This window comes from Segetibacter sp. 3557_3, from assembly GCF_004354985.1.
Lineage (GTDB): Bacteria > Bacteroidota > Bacteroidia > Chitinophagales > Chitinophagaceae > Segetibacter.
In genome coordinates, this window is sequence record NZ_SMSK01000005.1 from 69,158 (window position 1) to 89,065 (window position 19,908).

Consider the following 19,908-nt stretch of genomic DNA (forward strand, 5'->3'; position numbering starts at 1 on the left):
CCGGCTTTTATATTTTTTGGCATTTACGACAGGGAAGCTGCAGCCTATACTGAATTGTGCTATCCTAACCATTTATAGCACCATTTCCCGGGTAAGCAACACCGTTGAGTAACCCTGGCAAATTATTTATTATTTACCGTAATGATCCTGACATCCCCTGTAAATGAAAGTATTACTGCTCCTGTTTACTACTTTGCTATTTGGCTGTAACCAGCAAAGCGCCCGGCAACGTGGCACACAATTAAATAGCGTACCGGATCCACATACATTGACTGATCCCTCAGCTGCTGTTGTCAGGCACCTAAACCTGGAGCTAGCTGTTGATTTTGCAACAAAAGAACTTACCGGCAAGGCCAGTTGGGTTATCGAAAACCTGTCGAACAGCAAAGAGATTGTCTTTGATACAAAAAATCTTTCCATTCAGAAAGTCACGATTGGCAAGGAAGAACATGACGTGAAGTTTGCCCTTGATAAACAGGATTCCATTTTGGGTTCGGCTTTACGCGTGCCTGTTGAAGCAACGACAACGATCATAAATATCTATTATAACACCCAGCCTAACGCAGGTGCACTGCAGTGGTTAGCACCACAACAAACAGCAGGCAAACAACACCCTTTCCTGCTTACCCAATCTCAACCAATCCTCGCCCGGTCGTGGATCCCTTGCCAGGATGGACCAGGGATAAGGTTTACTTATAACGCCACCGTTCGCGTTCCACCAGCATTGATGGCTGTAATGAGTGCAGAAAACAAACAACAAAGGTCAGATAGCGGGATTTACTATTTCAAACAAACTAAAGCAATCCCGTCTTACCTGCTTGCACTGGCAGTTGGTGATCTTGCTTTTCAGCCGATCGATAGCCGCACCGGTGTTTACGCCGAACCTGTTACGTTAAAAAAAGCAGCTTATGAATTTGCCGATATGGGCAAGATGGTAACAACGGCAGAAAAGTTATACGGACCATACCGTTGGGGCAGGTACGATGTGCTGGTATTACCGCCGAGCTTTCCTTATGGCGGAATGGAAAATCCAAATCTCACCTTCTTAACCCCCACAGTAATTGCCGGAGACCGATCCTTGGTGAGCGTTGTCGCGCATGAGCTGGCACATAGCTGGAGCGGCAACCTGGTAACCAATGCCACCTGGAACGATATGTGGTTAAATGAAGGATTTACAACCTATTTTGAACGCCGGATTGTAGAGGAAGTTTATGGTGTAGAGGAGGCGAAGATGCAGGAGGTATTGGGGCGGCAGTCGCTCTCTGCAGAGCTGGCGGACAAAGGTGCGAGCAATAAAGACACAAAACTGAAAGGGGAGCTCGCAGGGCGTGATCCCGACGCAGCCATTGGTGACATTGCCTATGAAAAAGGATATGCCTTTATCCGTACCATTGAAGAAGCCGTAGGTAGAAACAAACTGGACACCTTTCTCAGGCAATACTTCGATAAAAACGCCTTTCAGTCTCAAACCACAGAACAATTCCTGGTTAGTCTCAAAAGTGAACTTCTTGATAATAGTAAGACTCTTGCAGATTCTATACGGATCAACGATTGGGTGTACCAACCAGGGATCCCCAACAACGCACCTGCCGTGGGTTCAAACGCTTTCAGGAAAATAGATAGTCTTGTGTTCAAATTTCGTGATCAACCCTTAACTGAACTCAGGCAAAATGTTACCTCAACAAACGAAAAACTTTACCTGATCAGCCGTCTTCCCGTTGACCTGATTCCGCAAGAGCTGATTGCGCTCGACAAGGCATTTGCTTTTACCAATTCGGGTAATGCTGAAATTCAGACAGCATGGTATGTAGTTGCCATAAAACATGGATACAGGGCTGCCTACCCGGCCATCGAAAAATTTCTTACCCGGGTTGGCCGCCGGAAGTTCCTGGTGCCAATATATACGGAACTCATAAAAACAGCTGAAGGTAAAACCTGGGCTAAGGAGGTTTACAAACGCGCCAGGCCAAACTATCACCCTGTTGCTTACAACACCATTGACGCACTGTTGAGGTAAACCTTTGGTGGCATGGTTATTTGAAGGTACACCTATATCATTGTAAACCATTTAAATTACAACTATGGCAACGAACCAGCAAGACAACTTAAACAACATCAAAGAGGACCTTTCTGATGGCGCCTCTAACATAGGAAATGATCTTGATCGCACAGCAAACCGGGTTGGTGCGCATGGCAATGATGCCATCGACGATTTGAAAGATAATACCCGTGAGGTAAGAAGTGATCTTAGGAATGATGCCAATGACTTTGCTGATGATGCAAGAGACGTAAAACACGATATCGGCAATCGTACAGGCGATCTCGCAGATGATGCAAGACACGGTGCCCATGAGGTTAAAGAAGAAGGGGAAAGTTTATGGGAGCGGATTAAGGATAAAGCGGAAGACATCGGGGAAAGCATTAAGGATAAAGCGGAAGATATTACCGACAGCATCAAAAGAAAATTCGATTAAACAGGGGCCCGCACTTCGCGGGCTTTTTTGTTTTACATGAGTTTCCTTATTTTGATCTTTGATCGGCCTTATATTTACCCCATTCACCATTGTTAACCCTTTTTACATCACATGAAATACAGGTTGTTGTCAGGTAAGGAAAAACTTTCGTCCATCGGTCTTGGCTGTATGAGCATGAGCCATGGCTATGGAGTGCCCAACGATGAAGAGTCTATTGCAACATTGCACTATGCCCTTGACCTCGGCATCAACTTTTGGGATACTGCGGATTTTTACGGGAATGGTAAAAACGAAGCGCTGGTATCAGGGGTTCTTACAACCAATCGCAACAAAATATTTATTGCTACTAAATTTGGATTCAAGCAAAACCCGGATGGTACCGTTGGTTTTGATGGTTCTCCGGCATACATGAAAACCGCCGTGGAGGCAAGTTTGAAACGGCTGAAAGTAGAAGTAATCGATCTGTATTACGCGCACAGGATTGACCCAAATGTTACCGTGGAGGATATGGTTGGGGCAATGGCTGAACTTGTACAACAAGGAAAGGTTCGCTATCTCGGACTATCAGAAGCTTCGGCTAATTCAATCAAAAGAGCACATGCCGTACACCCGATCAGTGCACTCCAAAGTGAGTACTCAGTGCCTGAGATCCTACCGTTATGCAAAGAACTCGGGATTACATTCGTTCCCTTTAGTCCCCTTGCTCGTGGCCTTATGACCAACACATTGAATGTTTCGGAACTTCCCGATAATGATTTTCGTAAGGCACTTCCAAGATACCAGCAACAATACCAGGAAAACAACCAAAACCTCACACGCGCCTTTGCGCAATTGGCCGCTGAAAAAGGTTGCAGCCCGGCACAGCTTGCACTCGCCTGGCTACTTGCACAAGGTGATAACATCGTCCCTATCCCGGGCACAAAAAAACGGGACAAGCTTAAAGACAATGCCGGCTGTGTTGATGTGAACTTATCTGAAGAGGATCTCCGGGATATTGAACGTGTGATAGCTCAGTATCCAAATACCGGCGATCGCTATAATGAAGCAAATCTTAAGTGGGTAGACAAAAACTAGAAGAGGCTCCTTCTTGCACCGGTTGCAAGTGCAAACGTTCGAAAAAGCTTTCTTCATCCATTTCAACTACCTCGCCGGGTGCAAGTTTGCCAAGCACCAGGTCTTCGATTCCTACCCTGATCAGGCGTTTACACTGGTGACCTACTGCTGCAACCATCTTTCTCACCTGGTGATATTTTCCTTCAGTCAGCGTGATCAGGATCCAGGAAAAGGGCGGATACAATTTAAGGCCTGATTGCTCCTGGTAGTATTCGCCCGGGTTTACAATGATCTGTACAGCTGCTGGCGCCGTTGTATAATCGCCTCCACCTTTAACACGGATAGTAACCCCTTTTCTTAAAAGCTCGACAGACTCTTCTTCAATCACTTTTTTTACCTGGACCAGGTAAGTGCGCTTATGGGGTTGTTCACTCTCGAAAAGCAACCTGGTGATGCGCTTGTCGGTCGTAAGTAACAACAGCCCCTCGGAGTTAATATCCAGCCTGCCAACTGCATGGGTGCCCTCCGGAAATGGAAACGCCAAATCGCAGAGCAACCTCACTTTGTGGGAACTTACAAATTGCGAAACCATATTGTAAGGCTTGTTAACCACGAAATATTGGTGCATAGTACGCTGATGTTAATAGACGACCTGGTATGTGTTGCTCTGTTTAGCCCAGCTTGCTTAACCTGAATGGCTGCCATAATGGTAAGAGCAGGATTGTTCATCACCTATTGTACTTATAAATTTAAGTACGTATTAATGATCATGCCATTGTTGTACTGAAAAACGTTTTTGCCGCCTACTTCCCTGCCCAGCTGTACGGTCTGGTTCAGAAAACCTGCCTCAACCCTGAATTTTGTCCCCGCTTTATAACCGGCCAAAATACCTACCCGGTTTTGATCAAACACGTTTTCACCAATATTTTCCCCAAAGCCGATAAATATTTCGTCGTACAAAGCTGCATAGAACTTGCCTTTAATGGGTACATCGAGCCTGGGCATATACCTTAGCCTGTTTAAATAAATGTATTCGTTTGCTTTTTCGCTTGTGGGTGCATTTAACCGGCCAACCCATCGCTGTTCAAGCCGCAAACGGTGTAACAAGGATGCTTTTCCAAGAGGAGCATTTATGACAACCTGCTCATATATCCTGTGTTCGGGAAAGCGTTTGGGCACGGCAGCAATCGGGTATTCACCATAGGCGAACGTTTCAATCCAGCCATAGCCAACATGGAAAGTTACATTAGGGTTTAGCTTGTAGTTTAAGCCTACACGAAGCAGGCTTTGCTGCCAATCTTTCACCAACTTATTCCTCCGCCACTGGTATTCAATATGCCCACTAACCTTGTCGTTGATCCTGGGAGTTATGGTTGTGGTATACCAGCCGATTGTGTTATGATCACTCAACCGTCCTTGTGCGTTTGAAAGGTTCGCAACCATCAGCAACACAAAACCTAAAATAAAATTCTTCATAGTTTATCGCGTATTAGTTCGTTTAAGCTTGAACTTACAAAATGATACCAGGCTACATGATGGCTGATCTACATCAGTGAGCAATCATGTATTAATGTGGTTTAGTTAAGGCCTTGCTGGCTTAGTTGACCAGCAATGTTATACAGTAAAAGTGTGCGACCCATCAATAGTTTTGGGGCATGGCGCAACGATTTACAATTAAAAAACCTGCGGCTTGGTCCAATAAAAACCGCTTAACCAAACGACATTGAATCGTGTATTGTGAATACCTGTTTGCATTTGCACATCACGTGAAAACCACACAGAACCTTAGTTTAAACTGGGATCAATAACCGGCGCAGATTGTTCGTTAAATTCATTTGCCGAATAGTCCCGGATAACATTGTACAGTGTGTCTCGTTCCACCGGTACCCGTTTCACCTGCTTTACCAACGCTACAAGCTCAGCTGTAGTCATAGCCGGATTTTGCTCCTCACTGCCTGCAAGGGAATAGATCTTGGTGGTATCATCAATGGTACCATCAATATCATTCACACCAAATGACAGCGACAATTGTGCATTCTGGCGGCCGAGCATGGGCCAGTAAGCCTTAAGATGCGGGAAGTTGTCAAGGTATAGCCGGGCAATGGCGTACATCCGCATATCCTCTACCACGTTACTTTCCTTAACGTTACTCATCTCGTTATCGTGGTTACGAAACTTCAACGGAATAAAGGTGTTGAACCCATGCGTTTCATCCTGCAGCTTACGAAGGGTTTCCATATGATCAACCCGGTGCCAATACGATTCGATATGACCATATAGCATAGTAGCATTACTGTGCATGCCGAGGTTGTGAGCGGCCTTATGAATGGACAGCCATCCGTTTGCGTCTACCTTGTCTGCGCATATCTGCTGCCGGATCTCGGGATGAAATATTTCAGCGCCACCGCCTGGCAGCGATTGTAAACCAGCATCTTTCAGCATTTGCATGCCTTCCACCACCGACAGCTTTGCCTTACGAAACATATAGTCCAGTTCTACCGGGGTAAAACCCTTGATGTGGATATCGGGTCGGTAAGCTCGGATTTCCTTAATCAGTGAAAGGAAAAAAGACAGGTTCATTTTTGGATGAACCCCTCCTACAATGTGTACTTCAGTTACGGGCTGTCCATCATACTTTTTAACGATATCAAGCATCTGGTCGATACTTAATTCCCAGCCATCCTCTTTATGCGCGTATAATTTGGAGTAAGAACAAAATTTGCACGAAAACACGCAAACATTAGTGGGTTCGATATGAAAATTGCGGTTGAAGTAGGTTTTATTTCCATGCTTTTGTTCCCTCACCCAATTGGCTAATGCGCCTACAAAAGAAAGCGAGCCTTTTTCGAAAAGCGTAACCCCATCCTGTTCCGTCAAACGTTGTCCGGCTAATACCTTTTCACCTATCCTGGCCAATTCCGCGTCGCCAACATGCTCAATAATCCTGGCGGGCAATTCCTGTGCTGTTACCATTATAAAAACATTTGCGCAAAGCTAAGCCAGAATAGCCGCCAAATAAAACTGCCCCCGGAACCGGGGGCAGTTTTATGCAGATAAACCGAAGTGACTAGTTGATTTTAACAAGCTTCTGCGTTATTGTTCTACCCGTATACATCAGCTTAATGGTATATACACCCGATGGCATACGCCCCATGTTTACCTCTATATAGCTGTCCGCCCTACCCTCACCAAAGGATTGGCTGGTAACCAGTTGACCCACTGAATTATAAATCCCATATCCCCTCAGATCAGTTGGCGGCAAGTAATGCTGAATGGCAAACTGGTTATTGAATGGATTAGGGGTAATCATAAATCCGTTTTGCTTTAACCTCGCCGGCAGCACCTTAGGCGTAAAATTGATATTATCGAGAAAGATGTTATTCTCGAAATTGGTTGTATTCCGGAATGCAAACCGAACCTTGTTGGCTGAGCCCAGCAAGCGGGTAACATTTACTGAGTCGGTCCGCCATTGATTTTGCTGGGTAGGAAAAAACTCGTCGGTGTTCGGGTAGTTTGGATCACCAATGGTCTGCAGATCACTGCCATATTTTTTATAAATCGTGGTGAAGCTTCTTCCGCAATCTGTGGTCACCAGCACTTCAAGGGTGTCCAACGGAATAGCCGTACTTCCCGGAAAACTATAGGTGCTTGCCGCTACATCAAATTTAATAAATACGGAGTCGGCACCGGTATAAGTCAGCACCGGCGTTACAAGGTCATCTACCCGGTCGTTTGCAGCATAGTTGAAATTATTGATGTACGCTGAACCTGAGCTTGAACGGCCAGCCTGGTTGGTTCTCGTCCAGGTTATCGCATCAGCCGGCTGTTGTGTTACAGACCAACCCGGAGGCGGGAAAGTAGTGTTTTCAAATGTCTCCACCAGCGGGGCGGCAGCCGTCGCAATCACCTCAAACTGGTACTGGATGGTATCATTTGCCGGCAACTGATCGGGTAGTCCATTCGGGTTCGAGGTCCAGGCCCGAAGCACGTAGATACCTGGTTGCAGGGTTGATGCATTTAACTGCACCACTACAGATGAGTCCCTCAATAGGGTGCCGGTGAAATTAACGGGTGTTTGCAGGGAACCGTTTACCGTGTAATTAAGGGTAAACGAACGGATCGTATCAATGCCCTGGTTTTTGACCCGTACAGCGGGTCTTACATTGTTACCGTCGCAAATGGTAGTAAATGGCTCGGTAACAGCAACCGGTATCAGATCTCTTCTGAATACGGTAATCTTCGAAATGTTGATATTGTCAAGAAAAACGTTGTTACCATACCTGCTTGATCCCCTGAAAGCGATGATAATATCAGAATTGGTAAATACGCCCGTCTTTGGAAATTTAAGCGTGATGTTTCTCCAGTCAGATCCGGTAGGGTTAGTTAATGCGGTAGTGCCGGGAGCCGAGGTTGTCAGCTGCGAGCTCCACTGTTGGAACACCCGGGTAAATGTCCCCCCGCAATCTCCCGACACCCAAATTCCCAATGTATCCTGCACCGCATTATACTGGCGGTGTGCCACATCAAAACTCAGGATCATGGTATCTGCATCAGTGGTAGATAGCAATGGGGTTCTTAGGTCTATAGTGTTACCTGCTGTGATGTTGTAAAAATTTGCAAGAGCTGAACCTGGTGCACCACCATTTGTGGCATTTGAACGCTTCCACACAGCGGAACTATCTGTTCCCGCCATCCTTACCAGGGACCAGCCGGGCGGCGGGAAGGTGGGACTGCTAAAGTCTTCCACAAGCGGAAGATTTCTTCCAACCCCAACAGTCAGGTTTACAGTTATGGTATCATTCGCAGGAACCTGGTCGGTACTGCCATTTGGCAGCGATGTCCAAAACCTGAGCACCTGGTTAGCACCTGCATTAACGGTAACATTACCAAATGTCACAACGGTCGAATAATTTGTTGGAATATTTACCGGTACGGTTACCTGAACAGGTGTTCCGTTGTTGAGGCTCATCGCTACCCTAACCAGGGTTATTGTAGTTGTACCCCTGTTGGTTACGCGAACCCTTGGTGTAATCGTTCCGGGGCACGCGATGTTTGCGTACGTAATCGATGTACACGTAGCGGCATTGAAATCAAAGCCACCCGGGCTGACAATGCTAGTAGGTGCAACGTCAAGGGCCGGTACGTTTGAAGGAGGTATATGCCCCTGTGTGGTCAGGTAGCCCGGACGACAGTTTTCCAGTACCCAATGCATTCGTTCAACCTGTCCATTGGTGAACATCGAATAACACCGGTCATCCGTGTAGTCCATAAAATTCTGGTACATCTTATTAATGGGCGCGCCAGCCGGTGTCGTACAGCCGCCGGCGACAGCACCTGCAAGGCAACCGGATGTTGAGCCACTTTGTGCCGGGGTATCGTCAGCGGGGCCTAATAAGGTTTGAGGCAATTGGCAGGATGGTGTAGTAAGCTGGCCGAAGTCGTTGACTGCCGCACATCCACCCTGGAACGTATGGTACAACCCAAAGTTGTGGCCGATTTCATGCACAGAGGTACGGGCAAGATTAAAAGCAGGTATGGAAAAACAGGAATTTGCGAAAGCAGTATAGTCTACACAAACACCATCTATACCAACAGTACTCGTAGTGGTTTCTGTTTGATTGCCGGGCCCAATTGCCGGGGCAATCCCAAGTAAACCAAGTGCAGGATCGCCAACCCCCACCCAAAGATTGTAATATTGAGTCACATCCCAGGGGTCCAACCCACCTGCAGAGGTGTGCTTGATCGGCTGATAAGTAACGCCGTTTATATAAACGCTACCTACCCTCCTTTCTACACCGCCGGTGTAGTTCCCGGCCGGGTCGCGGCGTGCGCGGGTAAACCTTAACAGTGAATGACCACGAACGGGATAAAACGGTGAAGCATTCGTACTATCTGCATTAATCCCTGCAAAGTCATCATTTAACCGGTTCAAAAAGTAGTCAACGTCTGCGTCTGTAACTTGGTAAGGATTCGGTAAAACAATATGCACCACAACAGGTATTGTCACCGGTCCGGTTAGCGTGGTGTTTCGCGAGGTCTGGCCGGTACGCAATTGAAGCGATTGTTCGTAATCCCGGATGCCCTTTTCATAGTGGGCCCTGAAAGCCGGGTCTTCCATATTTTTCTCAAAAGCGGTCATCGTTGCGCACCGTAATATTTCCTGTGCGGCTTTTGTAACCTGGCTTGGTTGGGTTTGCCCTATCCCTTGTGAACACGTCATTAGCAGCAGAAGCAAAGGAAGAAAGAGCGGGGTAGTTCTCAATGATCTAGATTTTAATCGATCCATAACAAGGCTTTTCATAGAAGGTTTGGAAAATGCTGGTGCAAGGTTACTGCATCTACAATCCCGAAACCAATTTACAGATTCATTTTTTGGGCGTTCTCAATACAGGGGTGACACAATACAACAAAGCAATGGAAGCCGACGGTAAAAACCGGGTAAGCATTTAAACCCGGCGGTCAAAACCAACGCAGGAAAAACATTGCCAAAGCAAGTAACCGGCAATCCGATACAACTTGCTGACTGTTTGTTGAGGGCTGATGAACGCACTGAAACCATGGTGCGGGCAGGTTTAAACCAATAGTCTCCACCTGCAATAGCGCATGTAAAATAATAAACTTTCAAAAGATTTCAGCCTGCCGTTGAACATTAATCTGCCCGACTTCATAAGTGCGCAGGCATTTGCTCGCTTATCCGCTTTCCGTCTGGTGGTCGGGCGTTCGTTCAACGCGCAGGTTCAACAAATATCATTGTGTTGGTTGTCCACCCGACACCGGGGATCTCACTTGTAACACAGCAAAAATCTGGATGGCTTCATCATACCCCACCATTTTGCATCGGTAGGCTCCGGCTATGATACCACAGTTTCAACATAAATAGCCCTGCTGAACGGCACCGGATATTCGTCATCAGTATTCTATAAAACTGCTATCTTCCGCTTTAAATCATTTTAGATGAATATAAAGCAAAGACTTATCGTGATGAATTTCCTCGAGTTCTTTGTTTGGGGTTCATGGCTCATCTCGCTTGGCGCATATATGATCGTTACATTAGGCTTTACCGGCGGCCAGGTCGGTAGTGTTTATGCTACCATGGGACTCGCATCGCTGATCATGCCTGCTTTATTGGGTATCGTTGCCGACCGTTGGATTAATGCAGAGCGTGTGCTCGGCCTTTGTCATATCGTAGGGGCCGGCCTCCTGTTCTGGGCGTCTACAGTTACCGACTACAATACTTTATACATCCTCATGTTGCTTAACTCAATGGTGTATATGCCCACCATTGCACTTAACAACAGCGTTTCTTACGACGTTCTCGAGCAAAAGAAGTTCGACGTCGTAAAAGATTTTCCCCCTATCCGCGTTTGGGGAACCATTGGTTTTATCGTAGCCATGTGGATGGTCGATTTTCTTGGTTGGACAAAAAGTTCGTTGCAGCTTCAGATCAGCGCGCTTGCCGCCCTTACCTTAGGCATCTACGCCTTCACAATGCCGCAATGCCGGCCGGCAGCCGGTTTGCAAAAAAGAAGCCTGGCATCTTCACTCGGTCTTGATGCTTTTGTGTTGTTCAAACGCCGGAAAATGCTCATATTTTTTGTGTTCGCAATGCTGCTTGGTGCTGCCCTCCAGATCACCAACGCTTTTGGCGGCCCTTTCCTGGATGACTTCAAAGACCAGTACGCCGACTCCTTTGGCGTAAAGCACCCAAACCTCCTGATCTCGATCTCCCAGATATCTGAGACCCTGTTTATACTTACCATACCTTTTTTCCTCAGGAAGTTCGGCATCAAAAAGGTCATGCTCATGAGCATTGTGGCGTGGGTGTTCCGCTTTGGACTATTTGGTATCGGCAACCCTGGCCCGGGCCTCATCTTATTGGTGCTCTCGATGATCATTTATGGAATGGCCTTCGATTTCTTTAATATTTCAGGTTCACTGTTTGTCGAGAAAGAAGCCGACATCAAAATCAGGTCCAGCGCCCAGGGTTTATTTATGCTGATGACCAACGGCATTGGCGCATATCTTGGTGGCGAACTCAGCGGGCGTGTGGTTGATCATTTTACCGTTAATGGGGTAAAAGACTGGCAGAGCATCTGGTTTACCTTTGCCGCTTATGCCTTGTTGCTCGCCATTATTTTCCCCCTGGTTTTCCGTTATAAACACGAACCCGAAAAACTGATTGCGGTACCCCATTAACCTGCCACAAAGCATACTTCCTACGCGAACGGGCATGTGCTGATTGCAGGTATTTTTATGAACCAGGGGGCAGTAACTCCGGTTAAACAGCCGTTGCGTCGCACTCTTGTACATACAGTGGGTACCCATCGGTATAGGAACGCGGATAACACGGATTAAAATGATCTTAATCGGATTTTGGTGAAATCCATCCATCTTCTAAAACAATCCTTTTTGCTTCGGCTTTGAACAAAATGGATAAATTTTCTGCTTCGCAGAACGATAAAGCGTACCTATCCGTTTATCCCTGTCATCCGTGTTCCATTTTAAGCCGCTAAGAAGAAGTGTCCACACGGTAGCTCTTATACCGGTGAACCCACATCGCCGTGGCTTTCCATCAGAGTCTAACCCAATGCTTCGGAATAAGGTCACGGGTGTCCAGTTTAGCCTTGTCGAACCAATTAGCAGGTGCAACCACGATCTTTCGGGAATAATTGTTTAACCAGGCAGCCCACCAGCTAAAACTGCTGTTTGCAATGATATTATGCCTGCACTGGCTCATCAGCCAAAAATCTTCCAGGTGAGATTTACTCGTTGCACCGGAAACAACGGTCACCCCTGGTGCCAGGGGTAAGTTCTGCATTACCCATGATGGATCATCGGTAAAAACATAGTAGGTGGGCTGAGTTACCTTGGTACGTATATGCGCAATGCCCTTCTGGTAATATTCCAGGCCAAGTTCAGCATAATAGTTCTGTACAGTCGTAGCCGAATAATCGCCACGCCTGATGTGCAGGGCAACGCTCTCTTCCTGTTGTAGTTGCCTGGCGAAATCTTCCAGGTGCACCATCAGGCCTGCCCTAAATCCAAATCGACTACGTATTTCCTTTTCGTTGGGTTTGAAGTATTGTTCACTTTGCCGGTACCCTTTCAGGTAGATCTGCCTCCCGGCAGCGTAAAAATGGTGATCAAATGTAAAGCGGGCCTCCTTATAAATTTCACGTTTATGCGGCGGAAGAAGCTTTTGCAGAAGCTTCTTAAGTAATGACTCTTCCAGGTAAGGTTGAAGCTCCACCCTTGTTGCAATTTCGGGGGGTTCCTGTAAATAAGCCAGGTCGAAGTTGCGGATGGTACCGATCTGTTCATCCGGTTCTCCGAGCAGGCTGGTGTCAACTTTAACTGGAACCTGATGATGAAGCGCCAGGCTTAATCCTGCCGCATACTGGAACAACTGGTTGCCGAGCCCGCCTTTAAGTTGAACGATGATCATAATAAAGTTAAGTCAGGTTGAGCAGGTCAGGTCATCTTGGTTCGACACCTATTGCTAGTGACCAGTTCTGCAACACTGATAGTTGAAGAATAGCAAATTTTCTGCAATCATAATACTTTCCAACACGCTTTCCGACCATCTTCGCGAAACTTCCGTCGTTAACACATAAGTTTTCGACACCCATTATTTTTGACTTCCAAATGTCTGGTTTAGCCTATTCTTCACCGGCTTGGTTCAACGTTATTCAAATATCTTCACAAAGGTTACGTTTAACTTTTAAGCAAATCGCAGTTTAATGAATCGTGGCATATTTGGGTTTCTAATCCTCATCATCCTGCAACAATTCAACGTGTCGGCACAGGTAAATCTTTCCGCAGGACTTGTTGCTCACTATCCGTTGGATGGGAATGGTAATGATGTGAGTGGCAATAATCATCATGGTGTTCTTGTGAATGGAACAACATTTTCGGGCAACAGGATGGGTGTTGCCAATACTGCAGGATTGTTCGATGGATCGGACGACTACATAAGAGTAAGGGATAACGGAGCTTTTTCAACTCCAACTCACAGTCTGGTAATCTGGTTTCAAACAGAAACAAATAATCTGCAAAATCTTGTCGGAAAACGGGATTTCACTACAACGGCCGGCTCGGGAGGCGCACAATACCAGTTTTTCATTAACTATCCTCCTTTCCCCGGTATCGGCTCAAACCTGGTCGGCAACAATTCGAGTTGTAATAGTACCTCTTCGAGTAGCTATATAAATACAAACGACTGGATTTGTATCAATCGCTGGTATATGGCAGTAATAACATATGACGGCAGTTTACATAAAATCTATATTGACGGTGTTTTGAAACGAACTTCTAATGCTGGTTTTCCTTCGCTTCTTACAGGTTGCAATAGCGACCTGCGTTTTGGTAACTGGTGGGCGGGTGATCTACTTCCTTTTAAAGGCAAGATGGATGACATAAGATGGTACAACCGGGCTATAAACCAGGCGGAGGTGAACGCATTGTATGACAATTCACACCAACCCCTTGTTGACTTTGAGTACAAACAATTGTTATGTTCGCCACAAACGGTTGAATTCACAAACAGGAGCGGGGTCAATGGCAATGTCAGCTGGACCTTCGGCGATGGAAGATTAACCACAACTGTAAACCCTAGCCATAACTACACGAATTATGGAACATACACCGTGAAAATGGTGAGCACTTTTACAAACACTTGTAAAGACAGTGTTACCAAGACAATCCCGATCAACCGGCCGGTGGACGGCAACGTGATTGCAGCTATGGATACATCAATTTGCCTTGGGCAGGTCGTTCTGCTTTCAACCGTTTCAAATAGCCTGAGTAATTGCTGGTCGCCGGCAGGTGATCTTAACAGTTCTACTTCCTTAAACCCTCTTGCAACACCAGCGGTTAGTACAACATATTCAGTAAATTCACTTGTACAAGGAAACAATCTTGTGGCTAATGGTGGGTTTGATAACGGCGCCGTTGGATTTACATCCGATTACAGCCTCGCTTCTTCAAACACTGCTGACGGACAATTTACTGTTGCAAATACAGCCACACCCTGGAATACTAACTTTCAACTTTGTACCGGTCATAATGGCGCAGGCAACATGTTGATCGTAAATGGAAACTCAGTTGCCGGTGCAAAAGTCTGGACCCAAACCATAGCTGTTAGCGCAAATACTAATTATGCATTCTCCACATGGATACAATCGCTTTCTGCAACCAACCCTGCCAACCTGATATTTTCTGTTAATGGCATTCGCTTTGGCAATAGCATTATTGGTGCAGGAAGCACATGTCAATGGAACCGATTTTATGCAACATGGAACTCCGGAAGTGCGACCACTGCAGTTATCTCAATTATCAATCAAAACACAACGCCAACCGGAAACGATTTTGCTTTAGATGAGATCTCTTTTGCTGAGGCATTGCTGCAGCGCGACTCTATTCGGGTGAATGTATCTTCAGCTAAAATCAATGCGGGACCTGACACATCCATTTGCCCGGGCATTTCCATTCAACTAAATGCCCTCGGTGGGTCCAGCTACACCTGGCAACCATCAGCAACATTGAGTTCAACAAGTATTTCCAACCCCATCGCTTTCCCGCTTTCTACAACCGAATATATTGTTGAGTCGTCCGACGTGGGGGGATGTTTGGGACGTGATACAATCAAGATTGCTGTCTTACCCACACCCGTAATCTCTCTTACCAACGACACGTTGATTTGTACGGGCACTCAGCTGCAGTTACTGGCTGGGGGTGGAGCGACATACCAGTGGTTACCTTCGGAAACACTTTCCGCATTAAACATTCCAAATCCTACAGCCAAGCCAATAGGTACAACCAAATATACCGTAGAGGTTACTGGGCAAAACGGCTGTAAAAAACAAGACTCAGTTATGGTTGTGGTCGCTACCCGGCCGATTTTGACTGTTGGAAAAGATACTTCAATCTGCAGTGGTAGTTCTATACAGTTGTTTGCAAGCTCCGACGTGCCTGCGACCTATACCTGGCACCCGGCAAGTAGTTTGAATAATTCAACTGTGTCTAATCCGGTTGCAATACCGTTAAATAACACCAGCTACAGTGTGATCGCCAGTTCAGCGGCAGGTTGCGAATCTTATGATACCATCACTGTCGGTCTTGTAAGTGGTCCTGCGATTCAGAAAAGTAGCGACACTACGGTTTGCACCAATAGTTCGGTCCCTATATTTGCTTCGGGAGGAATTGCATATCGCTGGGAGCCTGCAGCCGGTCTGTCGAACCCGCTAATCAGTAATCCAATTGCTCAACCTGTATCGAATACTGTTTACAAGGTATTTGTCACCGGTAATAACGGTTGCACATCAACCGACTCCGTATCCATTAAGGTCAGGTCTAAATCCACATTCACAATCCAGCCCTCAAGTCCTTCTGTCTGCTCCGGCGATTCTATTTTACTTTCAGCTACCGGTGGCAACACTTATGAATGGATCCCTGCTAATCTCGCAAGATCACCATCGAGCAGTTCAACGCTTGTCTCACCGACTGCAACTACTTTGATCAGGGTTCGGATCTCCGATCGTACTTGCAATATCACAGATACGTTATCAACTTTAATTACGGTAAACCCGATCCCGAAGGTGAGCATATCGAGTTCAAATGATCTAAGTTGCAGTTCTCCTCAAACCCAACTTAACGCATCAGGGGCGCTTCGTTATACCTGGAGTCCCACCTCAGGGCTCAGTGATCCGAATATCGCCAATCCCGTTGCCAGTCCACAATCAACAACTACTTACCTGCTTACAGCTACGTCTGGCTTAGGGTGTAAAAGTTACAATAGCATAAGCATCAAAGTAGATCCAACTATAGGCACGGGCTTACTTCTATTGCCAACTGCGTTTACTCCAAACAATGATGGTAAGAATGATTGCTTCGGATTAAAAAGCTGGGGAACAGTTACAGATCTGAAGCTGACAATTTTCAACAGGTGGGGGCAAAAAGTATTTGAAACAAGCAACAGTTCAGACTGTTGGGATGGTAATTTCCGGGGAGTTCAGCAACAATCGGGAGCTTTTGTCTACATGGTTACCGGAACTACGCTGTGTTCCGGTAAAATATTTAGAAAAGGAACTATAGTTCTGTTGCGTTGAAACAGACGCAAACCAATGTCGGGATGGCTCAAGCTTCACGCACACCGTTGAGTTCTTTCGCTGTGTTTAGAACACTCTTGAATTGATCACAAATATTTGTTAGCAACACTTTTTCCAAAAACTAACTTGCTAAAGAGAAAGGAAGTATAAAAAAAGTATAATGCTTAACTACTTTTGAAATAGATGTCTCCAAATGAGGTGGAGATAAACTCCTGGCTGGCGATGTGGGCTTTAAATGTTTCGTAATTCATCCATTCCTTAAAAGCCCAGCTCATAGACTCACCAATGCTGTAGTTATAAACTCCGGTTGAGGAAATGTCGTTTAGAAGACCGACACAAGTGGAAACATGGTCATTCATTTCCGGAACACAGTACTCGAATGATAAGTACGGTATGGGCGTATGCAATCCCCTTAACACTTGCGGCTCATAGCCTTCTACATCAATCTTGCAAAATTTAGGAACACCATATTTAGCAATCTGGTTATCGAGGGTCGAAATCGGAACCTTAATTGTTCCGTTCCACTTACTAAAACGAAATCGATCACGGGTGCTTTCAATATACGTTTTACTAAATGACGAAACGGTGGTATCGGAAGCGATGTGCATTTCCAGCTCACCGCTTGCCTCGGCAAGCCCGATGTTTTCGATTGTTATTAAGTCTGCAAACTTTTCTTTTAGGGTTGCTACGCAGGCAGGTTGAGGTTCAACTGCAACAACCTTAGCACCACAGGCAAGAAAAGCTTCTACCCTGTTTCCTACGTTGGCACCCACATCAAATACCATATCTCCGGGCATAACAAATTGCCGGTAAAAAGCCGTCCGGGCAGGTAAAAGTTGCTTGTCGATTTTATTTTGTAAATCCTCGTTTTTCTTTCGTTTATAACGCTGATAACTCTCGTTAAGTGGAGTATACCTGAGCAGTTTATCAACCAAGCCCATAAATCGCAGTTTTCGTTTAACAGCAAAGGTAACAATCCTTGAACTTCATAGGCCTTTTAAGAACATTGAAGCATTGATTAAGAATGTTTGAGGTGATGTTTTCAAACGGGTTAATGCGATACAATCCTTCCGCTGACACCTTATACCCTATCGCGTATAAGCTTGAGCTAACAATAAAGACCACTAACATGCGTTTTCTTACCGCCTGTTGGCAGCATTCGTTTTTTGGCCACAGTCATCTTCAACTCATGATCACCTAACCCTTAACCACCCAGATGAAATTATTTTGTAACGTTTGTATTATTGTGTTTGCTTGTACTACCTTAAGTGTGTCATGCACTAAAAAGGAGATCATCACCAGGACAACAACGGATACTGTCCTGCTCCGGGCTATTGATACAAATTTTTTAATGAATGCCAGGAGCTGGATTGGCTTCAGTTATCAATCTCTTGGCCTTATCGACTCGGGCGCGTCCTCGTATGTGACCACACCAGAGGGTATTCGCTTTAGAGGTCAGGGGTATCGGCTTGGAACAAGAATTCAGACCAAATCGGAAATCGGCATTTACAATAAGACACTTTATTTTAAATGGAAGGGTAATGGAGGGGGGCAATTTGCGGCTTTTGTAGTTCAGTTGAAATATGATCCATTTACGAATGATGGACAGGTTCCCATTCAGGGTGTGGACCTCGCAACGTTTTCTGTAAACGGCACAGTGCCGGGTTCAACTTTAATCCAGAATGATACCTGGTACTATACCAGGGTACAGCCGGTTACTGGTACCGACAACTACCAGGTAATTACTGCTTTTGGTAACTATAACCACCTTGGAGGAAACGTGATCGCAATGAGAACAGTTCCGATTTATACCAAGTCCGGCTTTCTGGCAGTTCGAATGGGGGATTGTTATGCCGGTATTGCAGCCTTTGGTGTGTTAGGAGAATGTAGGATTGCCTCAAACTAGTTTGACCGCCCATCGTTTACAAACACACAGGCCTTTCCGAAAGGTCCTGGCTGCGCCTGCCCGCATTGCCTGTCTTAAGCTGGGCTGACATCACGTTAGCCCGGCTTAGGTTTCAGCGTTTGCGGGCATTAGTATCCTAAGGCGAATTGAGTTTCCAATGCTCCCAGACAAATTCATACATGTACATGGGGTTGTGGGTTTTCGCCAGGCCGGCTTTGATCTTTTCCATCTTCGTTTTCGCATCAGGTACAAAGTTGTGAAACTGGATTAGAAGTTGTTTAACCCGTTGTATGTGTCCGTCTGCTATCAGTTGCTCGAGCAGGTCATATTCACCTCCCTCGATGTTTATCTTCATCAAGTCTATAACACCGATGTTATGTTGCCGCACAAACGCATCAAATGCCTTCATTTGGATGGTTTCGGTAGGCTTGGCTGAAAGGCTTTCGTTATGTATTGACGAGGCAAATTGATCAATACTTATGCTCGCTTCGTAAGTTTTGCTTGCCAGGCCAAATTGAAAGACCTGCATCTTGTCATTTTGCGCGAACCTTCCTTTTATCAGGTTATAATAATCCATCACCGGCTCAAATATGAAAAGGCTGCAATTGTACCTGGCGTATACATCGCTTGACCATTGGCCCTCATAACCCCCAAGGTCAAAAACAATGGATTGTTCCGTAATTCCTTCAAAACTGCTCCGTTTCAAATTATGTAAGTCCTCGTTGTACCATCGCTGTAGCGCTCTAAACTGTGGATCGGAACTGTGTTGAATTCGCTTGATGGACTCATCAAGAATGTTTCTTGCTTTACCTAATACTTTAACGATAACTGACATGTCTGGGTCTGGTGGTAGATTTCAGGTGCAAGATACGTGGAAGACGAACTTAACGGGTGAGCAGGTTCAAGGTAAAGATAGCCTGGTCCCCGGAAACATTTAATTCCCAGCTGAGCGAGGTTACCAAAGTAGGGTGCAATCGTTCAAGAGCAAATGCATCCACTGCTCACAACTACTTAGCTTAACACGCTGATGCACAAACTTAGCTGTGTTCCTAACTCTCCCGGCCGCTAACTACGATCACCTTTACTGTTACCCAACTATAACCATTTCCAGGTAATCGGTCTTCAGGGACAAGATATCCGCCTGGCCAAAAGCGACGGTATGATAATTCTTCAATCGGGAGCTCTGCCTTTTCGATTACAAACCCGCATCCCGAGGAGCCGTAAATGGAATAAATTAAACTGGTTAGATCTTTAAAGCGACACACAATGTTATTGCTGCCACTCTCGAAATGGCTTAGCTGCTCAAGCAATTTAAACCACTGACTAGCAACGTACATGGCAATCAGCCTTTCTTAAAAGCCGAAGAAGC

Annotated in this window: 13 protein-coding genes; 6 read left to right on the top strand and 7 right to left on the bottom strand. The window is 45.8% G+C overall.

What is annotated here, in order from left to right:
- The first annotated feature begins 163 nt into the window (after positions 1-163).
- The 3 genes from EXU57_RS10015 to EXU57_RS10025 all read left to right on the top strand — a co-directional run bounded on the left by EXU57_RS10015 (position 164) and on the right by EXU57_RS10025 (position 3,548).
- Entirely contained in the window at positions 164-2,017 is a 1,854-nt protein-coding gene (locus EXU57_RS10015) for a M1 family metallopeptidase (protein ID WP_133268066.1), read from the top strand.
- Positions 2,018-2,081: 64 nt separating this feature from the next.
- Entirely contained in the window at positions 2,082-2,474 is a 393-nt protein-coding gene (locus EXU57_RS10020) for a YtxH domain-containing protein (protein ID WP_133268067.1), read from the top strand.
- Between the two features lie 111 nt (positions 2,475-2,585).
- Positions 2,586-3,548, top strand: coding sequence for an aldo/keto reductase (locus tag EXU57_RS10025; protein ID WP_133268068.1), 963 nt, complete (start codon positions 2,586-2,588; stop codon positions 3,546-3,548).
- Here EXU57_RS10025 and EXU57_RS10030 read toward each other — a convergent pair.
- The 4 genes from EXU57_RS10030 to EXU57_RS10045 all read right to left on the bottom strand — a co-directional run bounded on the left by EXU57_RS10030 (position 3,526) and on the right by EXU57_RS10045 (position 9,813).
- Positions 3,526-4,155: a pseudouridine synthase gene (locus tag EXU57_RS10030; RefSeq protein ID WP_133268069.1), complete on the bottom strand. Its 630-nt coding sequence runs from the start codon at positions 4,153-4,155 to the stop codon at positions 3,526-3,528. The genes EXU57_RS10025 and EXU57_RS10030 overlap by 23 nt on opposite strands.
- Positions 4,156-4,268: 113 nt before the next feature.
- Complete coding sequence (locus tag EXU57_RS10035) at positions 4,269-5,003, bottom strand: DUF2490 domain-containing protein (RefSeq protein WP_207955452.1); 735 nt, start codon at positions 5,001-5,003, stop codon at positions 4,269-4,271.
- A gap of 309 nt (positions 5,004-5,312) precedes the next feature.
- Positions 5,313-6,500: an aminofutalosine synthase MqnE gene (gene mqnE / locus EXU57_RS10040; RefSeq protein WP_133268070.1), complete on the bottom strand. Its 1,188-nt coding sequence runs from the start codon at positions 6,498-6,500 to the stop codon at positions 5,313-5,315.
- A gap of 94 nt (positions 6,501-6,594) precedes the next feature.
- Positions 6,595-9,813: a T9SS-dependent choice-of-anchor J family protein gene (locus EXU57_RS10045; RefSeq protein ID WP_165958097.1), complete on the bottom strand. Its 3,219-nt coding sequence runs from the start codon at positions 9,811-9,813 to the stop codon at positions 6,595-6,597.
- Positions 9,814-10,481: 668 nt separating this feature from the next.
- Here EXU57_RS10045 and EXU57_RS10050 point away from each other — a divergent pair.
- On the top strand, positions 10,482-11,723 hold the full coding sequence (locus tag EXU57_RS10050) for a nucleoside permease (protein WP_133268072.1): 1,242 nt from the start codon (positions 10,482-10,484) through the stop codon (positions 11,721-11,723).
- Between the two features lie 376 nt (positions 11,724-12,099).
- Here EXU57_RS10050 and EXU57_RS10055 read toward each other — a convergent pair whose 3' ends face one another.
- A complete protein-coding gene (locus tag EXU57_RS10055; protein ID WP_133268073.1) occupies positions 12,100-12,972 on the bottom strand; it encodes an alpha-1,2-fucosyltransferase in 873 nt (290 codons plus the stop codon).
- A 295-nt stretch (positions 12,973-13,267) separates the two neighbouring features.
- Here EXU57_RS10055 and EXU57_RS10060 point away from each other — a divergent pair, with 295 nt between their 5' ends.
- Positions 13,268-16,633 carry a gliding motility-associated C-terminal domain-containing protein gene (locus EXU57_RS10060; RefSeq protein WP_133268074.1) on the top strand — a complete coding sequence of 1,122 codons (3,366 nt, stop codon included), beginning with the start codon at positions 13,268-13,270 and terminating at the stop codon, positions 16,631-16,633.
- 164 nt (positions 16,634-16,797) lie between these two features.
- Here EXU57_RS10060 and EXU57_RS10065 read toward each other — a convergent pair whose 3' ends face one another.
- Complete coding sequence (locus tag EXU57_RS10065) at positions 16,798-17,574, bottom strand: FkbM family methyltransferase (RefSeq protein WP_133268075.1); 777 nt, start codon at positions 17,572-17,574, stop codon at positions 16,798-16,800.
- Between the two features lie 275 nt (positions 17,575-17,849).
- Between EXU57_RS10065 and EXU57_RS10070 the strand changes: the two genes are divergently transcribed.
- The gene (locus EXU57_RS10070; RefSeq protein WP_133268076.1) at positions 17,850-18,539 is read left to right on the top strand and encodes a hypothetical protein; all 690 of its coding nucleotides are present in this window, start codon (positions 17,850-17,852) and stop codon (positions 18,537-18,539) included.
- A gap of 136 nt (positions 18,540-18,675) precedes the next feature.
- Here EXU57_RS10070 and EXU57_RS10075 read toward each other — a convergent pair whose 3' ends face one another.
- The gene (locus EXU57_RS10075) at positions 18,676-19,374 is read right to left on the bottom strand and encodes an FkbM family methyltransferase (protein WP_133268077.1); all 699 of its coding nucleotides are present in this window, start codon (positions 19,372-19,374) and stop codon (positions 18,676-18,678) included.
- Positions 19,375-19,908 lie beyond the last annotated feature (534 nt).